This window comes from Marinimicrobium hydrolyticum, from assembly GCF_030848505.1.
Lineage (GTDB): Bacteria > Pseudomonadota > Gammaproteobacteria > Pseudomonadales > Cellvibrionaceae > JAVDDU01.
On record NZ_JAVDDU010000013.1, the window covers coordinates 1 to 21,525 of the forward strand.

General features: G+C 50.6%; 15 protein-coding genes. All 15 read left to right on the forward strand.

Features of this window, described 5'->3' with window-relative positions; all coding sequences use genetic code 11:
* Positions 1-353 precede the first annotated feature (353 nt).
* The 15 genes from RBH33_RS16490 to RBH33_RS16560 all read left to right on the forward strand — a co-directional run bounded on the left by RBH33_RS16490 (position 354) and on the right by RBH33_RS16560 (position 21,516).
* Complete coding sequence (locus tag RBH33_RS16490; protein ID WP_306733318.1) at positions 354-1,682, forward strand: UDP-glucose dehydrogenase family protein; 1,329 nt, start codon at positions 354-356, stop codon at positions 1,680-1,682.
* 84 nt (positions 1,683-1,766) lie between these two features.
* Positions 1,767-2,309, forward strand: a complete 543-nt coding sequence (rfaH, locus tag RBH33_RS16495; protein ID WP_306733319.1) for a transcription/translation regulatory transformer protein RfaH — start codon at positions 1,767-1,769, stop codon at positions 2,307-2,309.
* Between the two features lie 1,071 nt (positions 2,310-3,380).
* Positions 3,381-4,118 (forward strand): glycosyltransferase family 25 protein, encoded by a 738-nt coding sequence (locus RBH33_RS16500; RefSeq protein ID WP_306733320.1) that lies wholly within the window; start codon positions 3,381-3,383, stop codon positions 4,116-4,118.
* 95 nt (positions 4,119-4,213) lie between these two features.
* Positions 4,214-5,521 carry an O-antigen ligase family protein gene (locus RBH33_RS16505; protein WP_306733321.1) on the forward strand — a complete coding sequence of 436 codons (1,308 nt, stop codon included), beginning with the start codon at positions 4,214-4,216 and terminating at the stop codon, positions 5,519-5,521.
* Positions 5,522-5,594: 73 nt separating this feature from the next.
* Complete coding sequence (locus RBH33_RS16510; RefSeq protein WP_306733322.1) at positions 5,595-5,867, forward strand: type II toxin-antitoxin system Phd/YefM family antitoxin; 273 nt, start codon at positions 5,595-5,597, stop codon at positions 5,865-5,867.
* A complete protein-coding gene (locus RBH33_RS16515; protein WP_306733323.1) occupies positions 5,848-6,120 on the forward strand; it encodes a Txe/YoeB family addiction module toxin in 273 nt (90 codons plus the stop codon). Before RBH33_RS16510 ends, RBH33_RS16515 begins: the two co-directional genes overlap by 20 nt.
* 566 nt (positions 6,121-6,686) lie before the next feature.
* Positions 6,687-7,043: a MarR family EPS-associated transcriptional regulator gene (locus RBH33_RS16520; protein ID WP_306733324.1), complete on the forward strand. Its 357-nt coding sequence runs from the start codon at positions 6,687-6,689 to the stop codon at positions 7,041-7,043.
* A gap of 329 nt (positions 7,044-7,372) precedes the next feature.
* Entirely contained in the window at positions 7,373-8,803 is a 1,431-nt protein-coding gene (locus tag RBH33_RS16525; RefSeq protein WP_306733325.1) for a hypothetical protein, read from the forward strand.
* 63 nt (positions 8,804-8,866) lie between these two features.
* Positions 8,867-10,546, forward strand: a complete 1,680-nt coding sequence (locus RBH33_RS16530) for a hypothetical protein (protein ID WP_306733326.1) — start codon at positions 8,867-8,869, stop codon at positions 10,544-10,546.
* Positions 10,547-10,570: 24 nt separating this feature from the next.
* Positions 10,571-11,437 (forward strand): class I SAM-dependent methyltransferase, encoded by an 867-nt coding sequence (locus RBH33_RS16535; protein ID WP_306733327.1) that lies wholly within the window; start codon positions 10,571-10,573, stop codon positions 11,435-11,437.
* A gap of 29 nt (positions 11,438-11,466) precedes the next feature.
* Positions 11,467-14,736: a glycosyltransferase gene (locus RBH33_RS16540; RefSeq protein ID WP_306733328.1), complete on the forward strand. Its 3,270-nt coding sequence runs from the start codon at positions 11,467-11,469 to the stop codon at positions 14,734-14,736.
* A gap of 93 nt (positions 14,737-14,829) precedes the next feature.
* Positions 14,830-16,593, forward strand: coding sequence for a hypothetical protein (locus RBH33_RS16545; protein WP_306733329.1), 1,764 nt, complete (start codon positions 14,830-14,832; stop codon positions 16,591-16,593).
* Between the two features lie 370 nt (positions 16,594-16,963).
* Positions 16,964-18,172, forward strand: a complete 1,209-nt coding sequence (locus tag RBH33_RS16550; protein WP_306733330.1) for a hypothetical protein — start codon at positions 16,964-16,966, stop codon at positions 18,170-18,172.
* A gap of 134 nt (positions 18,173-18,306) precedes the next feature.
* On the forward strand, positions 18,307-19,500 hold the full coding sequence (locus RBH33_RS16555) for a glycosyltransferase (RefSeq protein WP_306733331.1): 1,194 nt from the start codon (positions 18,307-18,309) through the stop codon (positions 19,498-19,500).
* 18 nt (positions 19,501-19,518) lie between these two features.
* Positions 19,519-21,516, forward strand: coding sequence for a glycosyltransferase (locus RBH33_RS16560; RefSeq protein ID WP_306733332.1), 1,998 nt, complete (start codon positions 19,519-19,521; stop codon positions 21,514-21,516).
* Positions 21,517-21,525 lie beyond the last annotated feature (9 nt).

Genomic DNA, 21,525 nt, shown 5'->3' on the forward strand with positions numbered 1-21,525 from the left:
CAAAAACCCTGGATCCCCGCTTTCGCGGGGATGACGAAGGATGACGAAGGATGACGTCACCCGCCTTACCCCGATATTCTCCCGCCCTGTCATTCCCGCGAACGCGGGAATCCATCTTGAGCAAGCGCTCCATTCGGACCCTGAGCCCCAAAAACCTCGATCCCCGCTTTCGCGAGGATGACGTCACTCGCCTTACCCTCCCATTCCCGTCATTCCCGCTATCTTCCGTCATTCCCGCGAAAGCGGGAATCCATAGCCCCACCGGGGGCGTTTCTCGCCATAGAAATTCCCATGCCTTCCCTATATCATAGCCGCCTCAACGTATAACCCCCTTAACAAGGACAAGCCCAGCGATGAAAGTAACGGTTTTTGGCACCGGCTATGTAGGCCTGGTACAGGGCGCCATATTGGCGGAAGTAGGACACAACGTAATTTGCGTGGACGTGGATGAGGCCAAAGTCGAGCGTCTCAAAAAAGGCGAAATCCCCATTTACGAGCCCGGCCTGGAACCGTTGGTCAAAGAAAACTTTGAAGCTGGCCGCCTGCAATTCACCACCGATGCCGCTGAAGGCGTCAAACACGGTGACGTACAGTTCATCGCCGTGGGCACCCCGCCGGACGAAGACGGCTCCGCCGACCTTAAATACGTCCTGGCCGTCGCGGGCACCATTGCCGAACACATGGACCGCCGTCAGATCATCATCGACAAATCCACCGTGCCCGTGGGTACCGCCGACAAAGTCACCGCCAAAGTCGCCTCAGTGCTCGAAGCGCGTGGCCGCAGCGACCTGGAATTTGACGTGGTCTCCAACCCCGAATTCCTCAAAGAAGGCTCCGCCGTCGCGGATTGCATGAAGCCCGATCGCATCATCATCGGCACCTCCAGCGCCTACGCCGAAGACGTAGTGCGCGAACTCTACGGCCCCTTCAACCGCAACCACGACAAAGTCATGGTCATGGACGTGCGCAGCGCCGAGCTGACCAAATACGCCGCCAACTGCATGCTGGCCACCAAAATCAGCTTTATGAACGAAATCGCCAACTTGGCGGAACTGCTGGGTGCAGACATCGAAGCTGTGCGCCAAGGCATCGGTAGCGACCCGCGCATCGGTTACCACTTTATCTACCCAGGCGTGGGCTACGGCGGCTCCTGCTTCCCCAAAGATGTGCAAGCACTGATTCAAGCGGCAGACCTGGTGGATTTTGACGCGAAAGTGCTCAAATCCGTGGAAGAGCGCAACCACCTCCAGAAGACCACCTTGTTCCAGAAAATCAACAAACACTACAAAGGCGACCTGGCCGGCAAAACCTTCGCCATCTGGGGCCTCTCCTTCAAACCCAACACCGACGACATGCGCGAAGCACCTGCCCGCGTATTGATGGAAGCCCTATGGGCCGCCGGCGCGAAAGTTCAGGCCTATGACCCCGAAGCCATGGAAGAAACCCAGCGCATCTACGGCCACCGGGACGACCTAAGCCTGTGCGGCACCAAAGAGGCCACCCTGAAGGGCGCTGACGCCCTGGCCATCGTTACCGAATGGCAGCTGTTCCGCGCGCCAGATTTTGACCTGATGAAAGAACACTTGAAAGAACCCACGGTCTTTGATGGACGCAACATGTACAGCCCCAAGCGCATGGCCGCGAAAGGCTTCACCTATTACTCTGTTGGCCGGCCTTCTTAAGCCATAGACACAGGGAGTACACTAGTGAAGGCAAGCGCACTTTGCTTGCCTTCACTCGCTCGGCCAGCAGGGAGCAGTAGTGGTATGAACGACGCAACACCGCAAGACCCGCAAGCCCAAGGCGCCCAAGCCGAAGGCGGCACCTGGTACCTGGTACAGTGCAAAGCCCGGGAGGCCTTCCGCGCCCAGGAGCATCTGGCCAACCAGGGCTTCGAGTGCTTTCTGCCCACCCATCCAGTCAAGCGCACCCAACGGCAAAAAACTCGCTGGGTCACTGAACCCCTATTCCCGCACTACTTGTTTATCCGCCTGACAGATGCCAGCAACTGGGGCGTCATCCGCTCCACGCGCGGCGTGGCTAAAGTGGTAAGTTTTAATGGTCAGCCCCGCCCAGTAGCGGACTCTCTGGTGGCCGCACTGCAACACCACTGCGCTCTTCTCAACGGGGAAGAACCCGCACCGCTGTTCAAGACGGGCGAAAAAGTCGTCATTACCGAAGGCTGCTTCCGGGAGCTGGAAGCCGTAGTCCAAGCCACCAAAGGCGAAGAGCGCGTGGTACTGCTGCTGACACTCCTGAACCGCCAACAGCAAATCGAAGTGCCCATAAGCACCATCGCCAGCCGTTAGCTTGTAAAAGCTGGACCCGACGAGGTAGGGTTAACTGATTACCACTGAGGTGAAGTATATGGTCCGCATTCCTACAAATAGACGGCAAAAATTGGCTTAAGGGCAACTAATCAGAGCAAGCACTGTATGAAAGCTGAAGAATTTGACGAAAAGTTCGAGGACAACGACGAAGACCTCTTGTAGGATCTCGATCTAAGCACCACAAGGCGTCCGAACCAGGTGCAGAAACCGGTCAATGTAGATGTGCCTGCTGAATAACCGTCGTCAAACCGCGCGCCGCCTAGGCTGCGCTCGCCAACGCCACGTTATTTCTGCCCCCACACACCGTCATTCCAGCCCCCACACCCCGTCATTCCCGCCCCCACATCCCGTCATTCCCGCCCCCACATCCCGTCATTCCCGCGAAAGCGGGAATCCATACCGAACAAAGCACTGGCCTTGCTGGTCACTCCAAAAAACCTGGATCCCCGCGTTCGCGAGGATGACGTTGGAGTGGATCCCCGCGTTCGCGAGGATGACGTTGGAGTAGATCCCCGCGTTCGCGAGGATGACAAGTGGGGGGGGCACTTACAGCGTTCATTCATGCCACATATGCCGTCATTCCCGCGAAAGCGGGAATCCATACCGAACAAAGCACTGGTCTTGCCGGTCACTCCAAAAAACCTGGATCCCCGCGTTCGCGAGTATGACGTTGGAGTGGATCCCCCGTTCGCGAGGATGACAAGTGGGGGGGCACTTACAGCGTTCATTCATGCCACATATGCCGTCATTCCCGCGAAGGCGGGAATCCATACCGAACAAAGCACTGGTCTTGCTGGTCACTCCAAAAAACCTGGATCCCCGCGTTCGCGAGTATGACGTTGGAGTAGATCCCCGCGTTCGCGAGGATGACGTTCTGGGTGTGGCATCAACTTCGCAGGATAACGTAATAAGCGCGCGGCATTGGGTTCGATTCTGGTTTGCCAAATCCCTCCAAAACCAATAACATGCTCGCGCACTTTTACGCCCCGTCACCGCGCTTAGTTGGCGCTGTTACAAGGTACTCACCCCAATGAATGTTACAGGGCTGTAATGACCGTCCAGATTCCTGTTTTTGTCATCAATTTGCCCGAGTCCACGGGTCGGCGCGCGTCCATCGAAAAGCAGGCCAGAGGCCTGGGCTTTAACCCACACTTTGTGGAAGCGGTGGACGGCCGGGCAGGGCACCACCCCCTGTTCGACCGGGTGAACCAAGAGAAGCGCATGCGCCTAAAAGGCCGCCCCTTCAAACCCGGCGAGCTGGGCGTGTGGGCCAGCCACTACCAGTTGTGGGAACAGTGCGTGCGAGAAAACCAAATCATGGTGATTCTGGAAGACGACGCACAACTAAAGCCAAATTTCCCCGAATTCCTCAAAAAAGGCGCCATTGTCGCGGAACAATTCCCCTACCTGCGACTCTACGAGAGCGATTTTGCCAGCAAGAAGCTGGCGACAGTGGAAGGCTTCCACATCCACCGCTACTGGCGCAGCCCACTGCGCGCCACGGGTTACCTACTGGCACCGGAAGCCGCCAAGGCTTTTTTGAGCAACGCGGATGAATGGGTCCTGCCCGTAGACGACTACATGGACCTGAGCTGGCTACACGGCGTGGATTGCCTGGGCCTAAAACCCGGCTGCATGCTGGAGCACACCGAATTTGAAAGCACCATCCAGACCCGCTCGGCCAAAGAGCGACTGGGCCTGATACATAAAATGCGCCGGGAAGCCTTCAGGCACTACCTGCGCTCTAAATACATCATGGACTTTGCCCGGCGGGCGTTCGATTCATAATTAGAAACAGGCTTTGAAAAACGTTATCGCGGCAGCGCCGGACGCCACAGCCGAATAGTTTTTCAACGGCTTAGCAGGGGCAGGGACCCACAGTAATGAAAATAACCGCTGTAAACGCCCAAAAACTCACCGAACATAGCTACTACAAGATCCTCTTTACGGTCCTGTTTGCGGCTTACCCCCTAGTGGCACTGACCACCTTTCGGGGGCATCGAGCTATTCCGATCCTACTGTTGTTGGTGGCGTTCGTCGCCCTGGCGCGCAAAGTCCGCGCCTGGCCCGCCGAACTCACCCAATGGGCCTGTGCTTTGGCGCTGCTCACGGCCCCTTTCTACCTGTCTTTTGCCTTTGGCGGCTTGGAAGCCCCCACCATGGAGCGGGTCAGCTACGGTTGGTTATTCCTGGCCATTGGTTCGGCGGCTTATGTGGCCAAACCCAGCCTAACCTGGTTCGGTGGTGCGTTAGTGATAGGTGCTTATGCCACATTGGCGATGCAACTGATCAGCGGCGGGGCTCGACCCTCGCTGGGCTTTAACCCCATTCCCTACGCAGAAGTCGCCGCCGCGTTTTTCTGCCTGTTGTGCGTGCTGGTAGTCCGCGTTAAAAGCCCGTGGCAAGTCATCGCCATAGTCTTCGGCCTGGTTGGCTGGCTAATCGTCATAACCCTTACACAAACCCGCGGCGCCATGCTGGCCATGCTGCCGGGGCTAGCATTTATTTTGGCGCACTTTGCCAAGCGCTTTGGCCCCAAAATCAGTGCCGGTGTCCTTCTTGGCCTGATCGCCCTCGGCTGGGTAGGGGATATGGCTAGCGGGCACATGGTTTCCCAGCGTTTTTTGTTGGCGGTTGAGGATGTACAGCAATACCGGGAAGAACCAAAAACCTTCAGCTCCACCGCTGTACGCCTGGAGCTGTGGCGCTCCGCGCTGATGGTGGCCCGGGAATACCCCATGGGCCTGGGCGAAGACGGCGCTCGGGAAACCGCCATCGAATGGTCCAAAGAAGGGCGCCTACAGCCCTACGTGCAACCGCAACTAAAAGTGGCCCACTTCCATTCCGACTACCTGCAACAACTGGCCGTCACGGGCTACATCGGCTTGATTGGCCTGCTGCTGTTCTACGGCTTGCTGCTGCGCCACTTTTACCAGCGCCGGGACGAGCTCCCAGGGGCCATGGGCTTGGTATTCGTCCTGTCGTACATGGTATCCGGCCTCACGGACGTGCCCCTCTACAACCGTTTGACCCTGTTCTCATTCTTCGTGGTCATCACCCTCTGTTTCGTCTGTAAACGGGCACCATCGGAGGCTAAAAACTCCCCTCTAAAAACTCTTAAGGGAAGCGTAGTTGAGCTTAAGGATCCAATGGAGCCTGTAGCTGAAGATGATTGGAAGGCGCTGTCTTGATCGCACGGCGATTGATTTGTTATGGCTTGCCCCCTAGAATGTACGGAGTTACCGTACGTTTGAGGTGAGCCATATGGACTCTGTTAGTGTAAACCGGTTCAGAGACAACCTAAAATCCTTTGTAGAACAAGCCGTTAGCAATCATACCCCCCTGAAAGTGACTCGTCGGTCCGGCGAAGCATTCGTGGTAATGAGTGCCGACGACTGGGAGCGGGACCAAGAAACCCTGTATGTGCTTCAGAATAGCAGCCTGATGCGCCAATTGGCGGAGTCGGCAGCGACCCACGCCCAAGGTACTGGATACACCCCCAAGGAAGATGAAATCAATGAGATCACTCGTCTTTGAAGGCAGCACTTGGGCTACTTATGAACAGCTCCGCGAAAAGGACAAGAAGCTGCACAAAGCACTTTGCAAGCTACTGAAAGAGATGCTTCGTAACGACCCTGCAACAGGTCTGGGGAAGCCTGAACAACTAAAGCACAGCCTTTCTAGTTTCTGGTCCCGCCGGCTTTCCCAAAAGGATCGTGTCATCTACAAATTTGACGATCACTATGTCTATATTTTCGCCATCGGAGGTCACTACGACCAAAAGCCATAACAACCCCAGATCAGTCCTTACGCACGTCCCACACTACAACCGCTTGACCCAGCTCTCATTCTTCGCAGTAAGCACCTTCTGTGTCGTCTCTAGCCGGGAATCCATCCGCACTCACCGTCATTCGCATGAAAACGCGAATCCATCGGCCCCCACCGTCATTCCCGCGAAAGAACGTCATCCTCGACTCCAATCGGGGACGGGAATCCATGAATGCCGTGACACAATCAACGCCAAAAACCTGGATCCCCGCATACGCGAGGATGACGAAAGAGAGCGTACGCAGGAACTTCGCTGCTCTCCGTCCCTCCCACGAAACGCGAACCCATTCACCCCCCACCGTCATTCCCGCGAAAGCGGGAATCCATGGAACCCAAACCCGATAACGAACCTAACCGCTAAGCCCCCAGTAAAACGTCGCCTCACGCGCCTTGAACCACCGGGTAAAACTGACTATTATCCGTTCACCCAATGAACGCTGACGCATAATCGCGCACAGCCCCCTTCTGGTGATGCCGCCCCGACAAGGTAGGGCGGTAGCGTGCCTGAAGCCCCTTCATAGCCCGCCCATGCTGACCGACGAATACCGCTATAAAGTCCTGAAACTCCTGGATGCCAACCCCAACCTAAGCCAACGCCAACTGGCGCGGGAGCTGGGTATCAGCGTCGGGAAGGTCAACTATTGCCTAAAGGCCTTGGTGGAGCGCGGCATGATCAAAGCCGCCAACTTCAAAAACAGCCAGAACAAAAAAGCCTACAGCTACCTGCTAACCCCCGAGGGGTTGGAGCACAAAGCCAAAGTGGCTGTGCGCTTCTTACGGCACAAAATGGCGGAGCACAAAAACCTGCAGGCAGAAATAGCCGCATTGAGGGAAGAGGTGGGCAATCTGGAGCCCGAAAGCCCCAGTAAGCAAGAGGCTGGGTGAGGTGGGCCGTACAGAATGACTACCCCAATAATGACAACGCAAACAACTTGTCATAGGCGCCTCTGGCGTCCATATTGTGCGTGTTAAAATGTGTAAACGGTCTGTAAAAGACGGTAGAATACGCAAAAACCGGACAAAGGGAGCTTGGGTTACACTTTTAGTGACGAAAGGTGCACTAGACGCTTCGTTGACCCGCTGTCCGGGTAAACACTCCCAACAAGGTCCAATCGCCTTAACACCCTATTTACAGAGCTCGACCCTTCTCCGACCCAATACGGAGCCAGGGCTCATAAATATTACAATAAAGCACCATCAGGAGCTGTCCCAGAATGACCTTTAAAGTAGGAACCACCCCGAACAGCCAGTGGCAGGCACTGGCTCCGTTGTTGGAAAGTTTGGGCTGGAACAAAAACCAAAAAGCCGACCCTGAAACCTGGTACCACGCGGACCCCACCAGCGCCAACACCAAAGACAAACACCTGCTGCTCCACACCCGCCCGGAAATCGCCATAGCACACGCGATGGAGCAGGGCGAAAGCCCCACCGAGGCCGTAGAAGAGTGGCGCACTGCTGAAGAACACTTGGTGGCGTTTTACAAACGCAACCGCGCCAATACCGTTGTGATAGAGGTAACCACAGCTCTGCAGGAGCCCAGAGAGTGCTTTGAAGCCATCCGAGATCAATTGGGCCTTAATGCAGACGGTGAATTACCGAAGCTGACCCCACCCACCAAACCACAGCCGTTAAACCAGCTGCTGGCGAACCAACTGATCCGCCAAAGCTGCGAACTGAGCCACCTGCTGGCCGAAGCCGAAGCTTGTACACTCCCCCTTACGGACGAAGTGGTGTCCTCCCCAACGGTCGAAATCCAGGAGCTTTACCAACAGCTTCGAAACGACGCGCGGGATAAGCTCGATGCCGAGGTAACCGCACTTAAAGCCGAACAGCTAGAGCTAAAAACCGCTCTGGAAGAGGCTAAGGACGAGGCAGAGCTAAATCTGCTACAGCTTTCCAAGGCTCAGGAACAACTGAATCAGCAAGCGAAAGAGATTGCTCAATACAAAGAGCAAATGGCACAACTACAGCAGGAGCGAAACGAGCTCCAGCAAGAAGTGACCACGCTAAAAAACGAGCAGACTGAGCTCAAGAAATCGCTGGAAGAGGCCAAGGAAGAGGGCGAGCTGACCCTGCATCAACTCTTTCAAGTGCAAGAACATCTAGAGAAGCATTACCTGGAAAACAAAGACTTGCAGAAGGCTATCGAGGAAAAAGACAGCAAGCTTACTTGGCTCAGAGCCGCCAAAAAAGACTTAGAAGGTTCCCTCAAAAAGAGTAGATCTGACAATCAAAAATTGAAAAAATCTCTGAGTCAGGCAGAGGTTGAGATTAAAGAACTTACAAACACGCTTGACACAGTCCACGGAAGTGCCTCTTGGAAACTTACAAAACCCCTTAGAGCAGCGGCCAAGCCTTTCTCCGGCAATAAACAGAGTGCCAAGAAGCTTGCTGTTTTGATCGAGCAGTCGCCGTATTTTGACGCCAACTGGTACCTAAAGCAGTATAAAGATGTAGCCGGAAGCAAATGGAACCCCGCTGAACACTACATAATGCACGGCGCTGAAGAGGGCCGAGACCCAAGCCCACTATTCTCGACCCGCAAATACCTTGAAGCCTATGTAGATGTGGCGGAAACGGGAACTAATCCGTTAGTTCACTTTGTCAAACACGGCGAGAGCGAAGGGCGAAACCCCAAGCCTTAACCCCTTCCGATCACACCCGGATAGCCAATCAAAATTCGAACGCTTTCTGCTACGGACTTTTCCATGCCTGTTTTAAACTCTCCTATAGATACCATTATTCATATCGGCGCCGGTCAGGGTGCAGAACTCAATGCTTATTTGGCGACCGATGCTAAACGTATCATCTTGGTGGAGCCTAACCCAGCGTTGGCCCTGCAGTTACGCCGGTCCACGCTAAATCAAAGTCGAGTTCAGGTTTTGGAGTTGGCCATCACCAACGACTTGGCACAAAGCCAGCTGTATGAATACAACCTACCGGAGGCCAGCGGCTTACACCCTGCCGATGGTCTTAAATCCCTCTTTCCAGGGCTGCGACAAATTAGTCAGCACACCGTGACCACCCAATTGCCTGAGCGCTTTATAGATGGCTGTAAGCTGCAAGGTGAAAACAATGCGCTAGTTATCCAGGCGCCCGGCTCAGAGCAGGTTGTTATCAGCGCGTTGATTGACTCAAACCAATTAGGCTTCTTTAAGCAATTGCAGGTAACCACTTCCGAGGGTTCGGTTGTTGGGGGAAAAAGTAATACCAAAGCAGTTGACAAGCTGCTTCGTGAAGGAGGTTTTGAGCTAACGAGCAAGTCCACTGAAAACCCGGATTGGCCAGTGCGCACGTATGTCCAGAATCCGGCTGCTAACAAGCTGAAGAAAAAAGAGGACGAAAATCAAGCACTTAAATTCAAACTAGAGGAAAGTGCAAAAGATCTGGAGTCTGCTAAATCTACACTAAGTAAGTTGGAAGCAGAGCTGAAAGAAGCAAGGAAAAATGTAGAGAAGTTAAAGCAAGACCGGGAACAACTAAAATCACAGCATGCAGAGAAACTTAAGAATCTGGAAGTACAGCTGGCCTCAGAGCGTACCGGCAAAGAACAGTTCAATGAGCTAAAGAAAACAGTAGAATATCTTTTCGGTCAACAGACTCTACAGTTGGAGCAAGCTGCTAATGCGCTAGGCCGACATGTTACCACCACAGTAAAAGGAACTGCTAAGGAGCTTGAAGCTGGCATCGCTCTTCACCATGAATTCGGACAAGATCTGCCTGCGCCTTCAGAGCGGGAAAATGAATTGTCTTCTGGCGTCGCCCTCCAGTTAACTCGTCGACTAAATTCGAAGCCCTATGATTTAGTTATCGAAATGGGAAGTGGTGTGACCACAACGTTCATCGCAAACGTGCTGCGTCGGCAGTGCAAGCGCAAACAAGCGGGCGATCAAGTCTCTGCTGATACGCAGGTGGCTCAGTACATTGAAGCCAGTGAGAATGACCTTCCCAGGCGCATAGTATGCTTCGAGCACATTCGCACCGAATACAACAGCTTGCAAGAGTCGCTAAAACATAGCGGTTTAAGCCCATTGGTCAGTTTGCGGTTCAGTCCTCTGGTCCCTTTTAGCCAACAGGGGCAAGAATATTTGTTCTATGATTGTGCAAGCTATTTGGAGCAAGTCGCAAAGCTTTTTGAGGGGCGTCAAGCACGTATATTTATTCTGCTCAATGGTGTTGCCCCCAATAGCCGAGTAGATGTATCTGCTGCTTTGCCGATGGTTTTACAGTATCTCTCCTCCCATGCGTTAGATCTAGTCATCACCGCAAAGGACTGCCATGCGGTAATGCAACAGTGGCAGCGGTTGTTGGAAGATCGTGGCTTGGAGTTTACTCCTGCTAGGGAGTTTGGTGGGGGGCAGACAAAATTAATTTCCGTGAATCCCTAGAGATTAGGGGTAATAGGTGAATGAATGAAATTGGATAAACCTCTAAATCTTGACTTTTCAGTGGGAGACACGGATGACTACGCAAGTGACAAAGCTAAAGAGCTAAAGAGTAAAATTGAAGACCGTGACAAGCAAATAGCGAAACTGCAAGCTATGCAGTATGGCTTGAATCATAGGGTAGAGGGCTCAAGCCACCTGCTCGGTGGGGCGTGGGTAGATAGAATATACAAGAAAAGAGATCTTACAGTTCTGGCTGATGATAGCGGTTCAGATAAGGGGTTCAAAAAACATCTTTACTCTACGGTTTATCAGGAGTTCATAAAGCCTGGGCATGTAGATACGATTCTTGAGGTCGGCCTTTTGTGTCACTCTGATCAAAGAGATTTAGGTGGAAATAGTTTCGATGTTGCGCCCTCGCTTGATATGTGGTGCCAATACCTGCCGGGAGCGAAAGTTTACGGGTTCGACATTCAGGACTTCTCGAAAGCAAAAGGCGATTGGCAAGCTGTTTTTCGGGGTGATCAATCGAGCCGGGATGATCTTCAGAAAGTGATCGAGAAAGAAAGCGCTTTCGATGTAATTATTGATGACGCGCTTCATGCATCTAAGCATCAGCAAGTAACCTTCTCGTTTCTGTTTCGCCACCTTAAAAGCGGCGGGGTATTCATTATTGAAGATTTACACTTTCAGCCTTTTGATGAGCCAGGGGAGACAAAAACGCTCGAGTTGCTTAGGCGTTTGAGCTGGGACGGGACCTGGGAGTCCAAGCACGCGACGGCGGGCGAAAGGGAGTATATCGAAAAGAACGTTAAAGAGGTTCTGTTTTTCGATAGTATGAAGTTGCCCCGAACGGAAAGTAGAGATGCGTTTTGCGTGATTAAAAAGCTTTAATATTCTAAAACGGGGCGCTTAGAAAAGTAATGAAATTTGCAGGTGAAAGACAAGTGAACTGGTTAAAGCTGGGAAATGCTGCGCTGAAGCGATCGGATTATACTTCGGCCGCCTCATGCTACGAGAATGCGCGAGCCCAAATGCCCGAACTGTCCAAGTATATCCAGTTTAATCTCGATTATCTTTTACCAAAGAGGCGGGAATTGCACGGGGGCTTGAAGAGTGAGCAATCACGTGAACTTCAGGTGCCAGATATGGGGCTACGCATTGTTGTATACACGTGTAACTTTGGCGGTTACGAAAGTGTAAAGGAACCACTCTCTGTCGATCCTGATGTAAGCTACATTCTTTTTACTGATAATCCAAACCTGGAATCAAACGTTTGGAACATTAAGTACATCGATACCAAAGGTATGTCTCCGTCAAGAGCTTCTAGGCTCCCTAAAATACTCGCTCATGCCTATCTCCCCCCGCACGATGTTAGCGTATACTTGGATTCTAGCCTTACGCTGAAAAGTTCAAACGTTTCAAGGGATATTCTGACGCATTTAAAAGGCTCAAATATTGCGTTATATCAACATTTTTCGCGAAATTGCACGTACCTGGAGATTGAGGAGTGTATATCTCTCGGAAAGGTGTCTAAGGCTTCGGCAAGAGTTTATGCTAAGGAAATAAAAGGCCAGGGCTTTCCTAAAAAGTTTGGGCTTCTGGAAAACGCATTTATTGTAAGAGAGAATACCCAAGCTACACGATTTTTGAACGAGTTATGGTTTGACCTGTACTGTAATGGGGAGCCGCGAGACCAGTTTTACCTAATGTATGCCCTGTGGCGAACTGAAACACCCTACTCTAAAATTGAAAACGCTACAAATTTTCGTGAATCTCCACATTTAAGCTTTACTTCCCACCGTGCTCGCGATGCAGAATTCCGTAAAGAAGATGGATTTAGGCTGAAAGATTTTGTCCCTAACCGATCATTTTTGAGAGAGCGTGTAGCTCGCGATAGTCATCAGTTGCAGAGCATCTTTGATCGTGTCGATGGATCGTTATTAGATGTCGATATTTTTGAAGGGAAACGTAAAAACCTATTTAAGTTTGCGATTCGAACGATTTCCGACATGGAAGCTCTAGGTTTTGAGGGTGCGCATCACCATCGCCGCCGACTTTCGACTTCGATACTTCGTGGTTATGACAACGTATTTGGTGCCTCCATTTCTAAAAAGATTGGGTACATCCCTAGTTCTGCTATGCCAACGGCAGCAGCTAACAACGTCCATGTGATGAAGATGTGCTCCGCTTTATTGTCTGAAGGTGGTCAGGTAGCAATTTATGCGGAAGAGGCGCCCAGTTCTTGCCGTTTAGAGCTTGATTTCGTACATGAATACTTTGGTGCGTCATCAAATCTCAAGCTCAACTTGTTCAAATCAGAAGGTTCGTCGGAAAAAACAGCAATGAAGCTTGTGTTGTCTGCGTTGGCTGATGGTTGCGACAGAATATTCACGAGGTCTATCGATGTGGCTATTCTCGCAGGCGTTGCGGATGTGCCCTTTGTTTTAGAGCTTCACAAAGAGATATCTGTTGACGCGTGGCATAAGTTGAGTTTCATCGTGCGTAGTCCTTCTTTTGAGGGCTTGGTTCTCATTACGGAGGCTCTAGCCAAGCGATTTCGAGGGTATCACCGAGAGCTTGATAGAAAGATATTTGTGTTTCCTGATGCTGCTGATGAACCAGGTTTGTCTAAGGCGCGATTTGAGTTGACTCCAGATCCGAAAGCTCAGTTGAACGTTGGTTATGTGGGTCACTTGTATCCCGGAAAGGGCGCGGAGCTTGCAGTAGAGTTGGCACGTAACATTCCCTATGTTCATTTTCACATGTTGGGTGGATTGCCCGAAGATGTGGCCCACTGGAAGAATGAAACCCTGGGTATGCCAAATATCACCTTCTACGGCCATTGTGCCCCATCAATGGTCCCTTCATTTATTGATGAGGTTGACGTAGCTATCGCACCGTTCCTGCGCCATGTGGGTGTCAACAATGGTAAGCATAATATCGCGTCCGTTTTTTCGCCGTTGAAAATATTCGAATATATGGCGCTGGGTAAGGCGATTGTGTGCTCAGATCTTCCGGTTATTCGAGAGGTTCTTGAACACAATGAGAACGCGCTGCTTTGCAGCCCCGATTCAGTGTCGGAATGGAAGGCAGCGTTCGACCTATTGCTTGCAGACGGTGAGACTAGGAGGCGCATCGCTTCAAAAGCTAAGTCGGATTTTCTGAATAGGTACACTTGGCAGAAAAGGGCCAATGAGATACTGAAAATAATCGTTCCGAAGGTATCTTTTAGCTCTGGATTACGTCCAGTAGTTTATTCTGAGATGTCTTCGTCAACGGGAAAAAGGCCGCTCATCAAGTGGTTTTTTGGCGGCGGGAAGCAATCTGGGTGGGCCTATGGAATTAACGCGAAACGTATCAGTAGTCAAATTCCAGATTGCGATCATATTTTCGATGATGAAGATTCAGATCTGATTCCAGATGTCGCTATTGCTTTCGATGTATTGATAAAAGAAACAGAAGAGTTCAAAAGTTGTGGCGCAAAACGAAAAGTTATGCGCGTGGGAGGGCCAAATCCTTTAAAGGTTCTTTCTGGTGGTGATGAAAGTATTCTAAAGCAAAAGTTAGAGGATGTTGACGCCATTATTTGTCTTTCACCACAGCTTCGGGATTACGTGAGTAGATTTCACGATGAGGTTTACTTTGTTCCTAATGGCATTGATTTGAATGTATTTAATCCCCAAGCACTGATGCCAAAAGAACGCAATAATGAGCTTATCGTTGGTATGTCAGCATCAATGAAAAACGAGTTTCAAAAAGATGTTAAAGGATACTATTATGCACTAGAGGCTTGCGAAAAAATAGGTGCTAAGTTGTTAGTTGTAGGTCGTGGCTTCAACCATGTGGCGCATGATAGGCTCATTCAAGACTACTATTCCAAAATTGATGTTCTGTTGCATCCGGTGGGACCGGGAAAAGAGGCTTCGTCGAATGTTATAATGGAGGCGTTAGCGCTGGGTGTTCCGGTGATTACTACCAGATATGCTGGTTTTCATGGTATCGCCCTGAAAGGCAGAAGAGATGCGATTGTTGTTGGGCGGAATGTTGTGGAACTAAAGAAAAGTTTAGAAGTGATCAAATCCAAGATTGAGGTGGTGCAGTTAATGAGGCGGGCGGGGTATGAGTTCGTCCAAACATATCATGATCTAACTCGGGTGGCGAAGTTGTATCAAAATATATTGATTTCTTAAGTTTCCAACACGTTTGGGTATGGTTTGTGTTGTGTTTAAGTGCTGGAGTTGGTTGGCTAATGATCTCGGTGGGATTGGATGGATGTATGCGCGATGAATTTGCATAGAGTTAGAGAGTTAAATCGAGCTAGAAAGTTTTCTGAGGTTCTCTCGATCATCGATAACAAGGATGCATTAAATAGTATTGAGTTGGCTACAGAGAGAGCATATGCGTTACGGCTGACGAAACGTCTGCATGAAGCTGAGGAGCTATTAACTAGCTTTCCATGGCAGTCTGAGAAGAATACCAAATTCCTCAAGGAGTTAGGCCATCTTTTTGTTTGTATGAAGAAGTTTGTTGAGGCTTCCGAGCTGCTAGATAGGCTAATAAATTTTTATGGTTTTGAGTCGCCTTCTGTGTATGTCGATTTCATCAAAACAAGTTTAGCAATGGGTCGCTCTGAGTCGGCAAATCAGTCGTTGACTTACGCGGTGAAAAAGTGGCCGGAAAACAAAAAAATTCTAGACTGCTATCAGTACTTTGTGCCAAGCACTAAACCAAAGCCCCCCCCTGTTGATCACGGTTACCCTGGCGATTTTCTTAAAAAGGTTTGTGACTTTCTATACTTTGGCTATCTTCCCTCGACCTATAATGCAAGAAAGCATGCTTCCTATTTTGAAGAGATATTGGCAGATGATACGCTTGAGGTGTTCGACCCCGATAATCCGGCGAGTATGAGGTTGATGCTCGAGACAATAATCAAAGAGAATGTAGATCGGTCTGGTTCAGAATGCTTTAGGGTAGGAGTTAGTTCTGGCTATGATTCCAGGCTTATTCTTTCAGCGTTGAGCAACGTGGTGGATTCAAATCGTATATTTCCGTTTACGATCGGTACCAGGGGAAACAAAGATATTACCCTTGCTCCAGTTTTGATTGGCCAATACTTCAAGCACTATAGATGTCAAATTACAGACGAGATTGCCGGCGCATCGATTGATGTACAAGATTCTGCGTCTGATTACGTCGAAGGAATGACGTTCGATGCAAAGGTTGCGAAACGGTCTGTTAAGTCGACTGGGTCATCATCGGATTCCACAAAAACTGACCACGAGTCGTTACGAATGAAAGGCGCCCCTAACTTCAATGGTTTTATGGGTGATCCACTATCTAGTTCTCATTTGCCGAAAATATCGTCCAATAGCTTTTCTGCAGCTAAGGAATATCATGCAAGAAAGTTTAGTCAGTACATAAAGGGTGATGTTAAGAATGGCATCGCATATGATGCGGGAATACTTCCTGCTTGGTATAAACCATCGGAGTCATTGGCGAATGAGCCATTGCTGGATCAAGATATTCTGTCCTACGATGATCAGTTAGATATTTTCTACCGGACGTATCAGTATATAAGGTTGCTTGCTCCTCAAGGGTGGACGGAATGGGAGTTGGCGAAATTTCCTCAGGCTATCAGGGACAGGCTCGTAGCAAGGCGAGACCGTATGATTTTGCCGTTCAATGACCCACGCTGGATTAGATCCTGCTTGCTTACTCCACTGGGATTGCGAAGAGAACAAAAATTTTACAAAAACTTTGCTGCAGAGGCCTACCCTGAGTATTTTCAGGATTTAGTGAATCCTAAAATTTTAAATGGTTACGACCTCTCTGGTGCCACCAATATGGATTGGGGGTACTTGTGGCTAAACATTCCCGAGTTTAAATTGTCGGTAATGAATGTTCTAGCTTCCTTGAAAGCCCGTGATCTTTGGTTTGATCCCTTCGTGGCTGTTGAGTTTGCGAATAGCAGGGTTAAGGGTTACCCCGCTTTGCTTAAAGGTTTGTGTGCTCTCGAGTTAAACTTGCGCGCAGGAACAATAAAATAAATCGCTGGTTTATTCAGTTTTTGACTCAGAATATGGATCGGAACTCAAGTAGAGACCGGCTCGCGTGGATCAATTCAGCGAGTTGAGTGTTACACTGAGTTCTCCCAAACAGTATAGAAGGAGAGTAGGCCTCTAAATGACCCTGATAGTTGGCGCTTTACCCCAAAGTGAATGGCAGCGACTTACACCGCTGTTGGAGCCTATGGGCTGGGATCACGAGGAAGCCCCAGCACCTGAGGAGCTGTGTTCGGGTGCTGGATGCCATTCCAATTTTACTGGTGAAGAAATCTATTTGCTGCTACACAGTCAACCAGAGCGTTGTATTGCCAACTCTTTGGATCAGGGTGCGGACCTGAGAGCGGCAGCCGCCTTGTGGCAGGCTTCGGCAGAGCAATTGCTGACTGTTTACCAGCGGCATCGAGACCGGGCGGTGCTGGTTGATGTTCAAAGTGCCTGTGAGGCGCCTCAAGCTTTGCTTGAGTGGTTGGTGAATCACCAGCCTGCGTTTAAAGCCCAGGCCAAACTTGCCGCACAGCAGTCGGTGCAATTGGGTTTCATCGATGATGGCGACTCGCTTGAGCACAACCTGAACTTACTAGTGGCTACTCAAGCTGTTTGGCAAAGTTCAAAAATACGTCGCCTGCTTGCGCAGATCGAGGTAAGCACTGTCCCACTTGCTAGTACCCCAGAACTCGTCGCCCCCAGAATTGATCTGATATCCACTCAATTACAGCTCCAAAATGCCCGAAAAAAACCCCTCGAATTGCGGCTTGAGGGCAAGCTGGAAGGTTTGAAAGAGGCGCACAAGGCTGAAAGCGCACGGTGGGAAGCTAGGCTCCAGAATATTGAGTTAAATTACGCTAAAGCTAAGCGGAAGGAGTCTGAGCTTTCCCTGCTCGCTGAGGAGCAGGCCAAAGCTTTAAATGAAGCTAACACTAAGCTCGCAGTGGCGGAGCAAGAACGGGGAACCAATAAAGGCAAAGCCGAGTACTTGTCAACTGCGATGGAGCGGTTCGCTCAGGATAAACATGAAGAGTTAGTGTCACTCCGTAAGATCATTGCGGGTAAAGAAGCGGCACTGCGCAAGAAGGAAGAGCGCCTTAGTCAATACGTTCTCGATAAACAGAAGCTGAAGTATGCAGAAAAGGAGGCTCAGCGCCAGTCAGCACTAATTGATACGTTAATGCGTGAGCGAGAACAGCTGCATGCCAAAGTGGTGTCTCTGCGCAATAGCTGGTTAAACTGGTTAACGTTTCCAGCGCGTTGGGTTTACCGGTCTGCGAAAAGGACGGGGCGGTTGTTTGGTGGCCGCGCTCATCAGCGTGCTGTGCGTGTCATTGAGCAGTCAGAGTTCTTCGACGCGGGCTGGTATGTCTTGCAGTATCCGGATGTGATTGAATCCGGTGCGAACCCCGCAGAGCACTATGCGCGTTATGGTGGCTTCGAAGGGCGGGACCCTGGCCCAGGGTTTTCTAGCTCCAAATATTTGAGTCGTTACCCGGATATTGCGGCATCAGGCATTAATCCGCTGGTGCACTACGAGCTACACGGCAAGCGTGAAGGACGGAGCCTCAAATAATGCTGCCTCAGCGGGTTCATAATGGTGTGATCAGTGGCGCCAAGGTGGTCGTCTGTGGATGGGAGTTGTCACACAACGCAGCCGGGCGAGCCGCCACGCTGGTTGAGCTGTATCAACGGGCTGGTGCTGCTGAGGTGGGTTTGATTGGCTGTATCTTCCCCAAATGGGGCAGCGAGCTTTGGCAGCCCCTCCAAGGTATGTCGCTGAAGCCTGACGTGCTCCACGTTATAGATACAGGCCAGTTTTTTCAGGAGGCTGAGGCCCTGGTACGGCGAAACCCAGCGGATATTGTGCATTTGTCTAAGCCTCGGCTTCCCAATATTGTTATTGGATTGTTGTATAAGTATTTGTGGAATGCCAAGGTCATCTCCGATATTGACGACGAAGAATTAGGGTTCGTTGGGGCAGACGAGCCTCTTACAGGACCATTGGCTGACAATGAACGCCCCGCGGATTTTACTGGCAAGCTGGCGACCCAATTTTCTGTCGGGCTTGCGTCTTGTTTTGACGGCATTACCGTCTCAAACCCCGCACTCCAAGCGGTATACGGTGGCGAGGTGATTCCCCATGCTCGGGATGAGCGCAGTTATGCCCCATCACTTGAGCGGCGCATAATGAATCGGGAGCTATTTGGTATTCCTCTGGATCGTAAAGTGGTTTTGTTTAGCGGTACGCCCCGCAAACACAAAGGCATTATGGATATTGCTCATTCTTTGGCGGAACTGGGGCGCCGCGACGTGCTATTTGTGGTGGTGGGCGATTTTCCTTTTTCAGACGTTAAAGACGAACTCAAAGCTATCAAAGGCGTAAATATAAAGTTTATTCCTGGGCAACCCTATTCAAATACCCCTGACGTGGTGTCCGTTGCGGACTGTGTGGTACTGGTTCAGGATGTGACTTCCCGTTCCGCGCAATTTCAGGCGCCAGCAAAATTAACCGATGCACTGGCGATGGGAGTTCAAGTGCTCGCTCAAGCCACGCCAGCGTTAAAGAATCTGCATGAAGCTGGAGCGTTCATTGATGTCAAGCCTGAAAACCTTACCAAAAAGTTAGCAACGGCGCTCGCCGACACTATGGAGGCCGATCAATCCGAGTCTCGCGAGTTGTTTTTAAAGCTGTTAAGTTCTTCGGCTGTTTCAGCCAATCTGAAAGCCTATGTTGATCAGCTCGATAACAAGTCAGTAGCTGTCGAAAACACCGATTGGAATCAGAGTTTTGAATCGTTCCGTTCATCTATTTTGGATCTTGAATCGGGTGGCACTGGTCGCTTATCTGGCGCCTTCGTGGATTTTTTGCAGCAATCGGCGTCTTCGCTGAGTTACCGTTGAGAGAAGGCATTGAGTAATATGACGAATCGGGTAGCCGATTGCTTTGACCACGTCTACGTCGTGAATTTGAAGCATGAGGCTGAGAACCGCTATAAGGTTGTAAAGCATCTGCAAGAGCATGGCATTCCATTTGAGTTGTTCGAGGCAGTAAACGGCTATCAGGGCGAGCCCCTAGAACGCTGGAAAACCTATTCGGCCAAACCGCTCGGTTCCCTGACGCGATTTCCAGAGTTTAACTCCAAGGAAGTGCGCCGTGGCAAGCACTACATCGAGTCAGCTGGGGCAGTTGGCTATATCTACACGTACATCTCTATCCTCGAGGATGCAAAACGGCGCCAGTACAAACGCATTCTGATTCTAGAAGACGATATTATTCTCGCCAAAGATTTCGATCAGGCCTTCTCTCGTTTTATTGCGTCTGTTGACCCTGACTGGAAGGTACTGCAATTGGGGGCGTCCCAGTATGGGTGGGGCAAGGTGGATGTCGAGGGCGCACAGGCCAATGGTTATTACTTCCCGCGGCGGCTTGCAACTTGCGGCTCTTTTGCCATTGCCATCGACCATCATGTGTTTGATGAGGTGATTGAGGCGGAAAGCAGTTTTGAATCGCCGTTTGACCATATCACTATGGGTGAGATCTACGAGAAGTACTTTGGCAAGTGCTTTGTGGCGTATCCAAACCTCATTATGCCAGATGTGGGCACCAGTTCGATACGCGGTGAGCGTTGCCAGTTTCAGCATGGGGAGCGGATGAAGTGGAACGTCAAAAACTTCGAGTTTCCGTCGTTTAAAGTCAGTTTGGCTGTAATCGTTCGCAGCGCTGCCCAGGGTATGGCCTTATATCAAGCGGTAAAACGAACGGAATTGCCGGTCACGCTGGCGCTCTATGGTTTATCCACCGATGGCCTTCGCCCCCTCCACAATGAATCGCATGCAAACCTTGATGATGCGACCGTGGCCTACGATCCTGAGCGCCATGGCGCAATGCCAGTATACGACTTTTATGCCCAGGTAACATTCGGGGGGTTTTTAGAGAGTTCAGATGTTATCGCACATTTGGAGCATTGCCTGGGACTGAGGTCGGAGGGAAGCCCCAAACTTAGAAATCTTGAACCTAGGCAGCTTCGGGCTGAGCGTGGCCGCATAAGCACAATCATTCCTTCTTACAAGCGCCCGGGTAACCTGTTTAGAGCCTTATCCTCGGTTGCCTCACAGGAATACCCAAATAAAGAGATTATTGTTGTATCCGACAATGGTGCTGAAAGCCATTTTAATCAAGAAACCCTGACAGTTGTGAACAAGGTGAGGGCCACGTACCCTGAGGTCTCGATACGGTATCTTGAGCACAGTGTAAACCGCAACGGAGCCGCTGCCCGAAATACCGGGCTGATGCATGCGAAGGGGGAATACATAACATTCCTGGATGACGACGATGAGTATCTACCAGGCCGGCTGAGTGAGTCCGTAGCTCGTCTGGAAGCGGTGAACGCGAATATCGGTGCCGTTTATTGTGGGTTTTTGGGCTGGAATTCTCGGGAGAACAGCCCGCAGCGTTACCTCGCGGGAGATTTGTCAGAATACATATTCACGCTGGAATACAAAAAACATTATCTACATACCAATACCGCGACCTATCGGCGTAGTTATATCGATATGATTAACGGCTTTGACGAGAGCTATCAGCGTCATCAGGACCTAGAATTTAACCTGCGCTACCTCTGCATCTCGGGCTTCGAGACGGTAGACCAATGTCTGGTTCGCTTAAACCCAGAGCCCTCTGATGTTAACAACAAAGTGTATGGTGATAAGTTTTTAGCCATAAAACAGAAATTTTTGACTGAATTTGAATGGTTGATTAAGTCATTGGATGAACCGATCCAACAGAGGGTGTACCGGGCGCATTGGGACGAGCTTTATCGGTATGCCGCCGACAAAGAGGAAACGCGCGAAGCCTTCCGTAGATCGCTTAATAGCGAACAACTTGAGCTTTTTAGAAGGCGGGATATTGGGGAATAGGCGTAGAGA

Bases quoted from the DNA above. Each gene is read 5' to 3' on its own strand.
- RBH33_RS16490 (WP_306733318.1), top strand. From the start codon at position 354: ATGAAAGTAACGGTTTTTGGCACCGGCTATGTAGGCCTGGTACAGGGC.
- rfaH (WP_306733319.1), top strand. From the start codon at position 1,767: ATGAACGACGCAACACCGCAAGACCCGCAAGCCCAAGGCGCCCAAGCC.
- RBH33_RS16510 (WP_306733322.1), top strand. From the start codon at position 5,595: ATGGACTCTGTTAGTGTAAACCGGTTCAGAGACAACCTAAAATCCTTT.
- RBH33_RS16515 (WP_306733323.1), top strand. From the start codon at position 5,848: ATGAGATCACTCGTCTTTGAAGGCAGCACTTGGGCTACTTATGAACAG.
- RBH33_RS16525 (WP_306733325.1), top strand. From the start codon at position 7,373: ATGACCTTTAAAGTAGGAACCACCCCGAACAGCCAGTGGCAGGCACTG.
- RBH33_RS16535 (WP_306733327.1), top strand. From the start codon at position 10,571: ATGAAATTGGATAAACCTCTAAATCTTGACTTTTCAGTGGGAGACACG.
- RBH33_RS16560 (WP_306733332.1), top strand. From the start codon at position 19,519: ATGACGAATCGGGTAGCCGATTGCTTTGACCACGTCTACGTCGTGAAT.
- RBH33_RS16530 (WP_306733326.1), top strand. From the start codon at position 8,867: ATGCCTGTTTTAAACTCTCCTATAGATACCATTATTCATATCGGCGCC.
- RBH33_RS16500 (WP_306733320.1), top strand. From the start codon at position 3,381: ATGACCGTCCAGATTCCTGTTTTTGTCATCAATTTGCCCGAGTCCACG.
- RBH33_RS16520 (WP_306733324.1), top strand. From the start codon at position 6,687: ATGCTGACCGACGAATACCGCTATAAAGTCCTGAAACTCCTGGATGCC.
- RBH33_RS16545 (WP_306733329.1), top strand. From the start codon at position 14,830: ATGAATTTGCATAGAGTTAGAGAGTTAAATCGAGCTAGAAAGTTTTCT.
- RBH33_RS16540 (WP_306733328.1), top strand. From the start codon at position 11,467: ATGAAATTTGCAGGTGAAAGACAAGTGAACTGGTTAAAGCTGGGAAAT.
- RBH33_RS16505 (WP_306733321.1), top strand. From the start codon at position 4,214: ATGAAAATAACCGCTGTAAACGCCCAAAAACTCACCGAACATAGCTAC.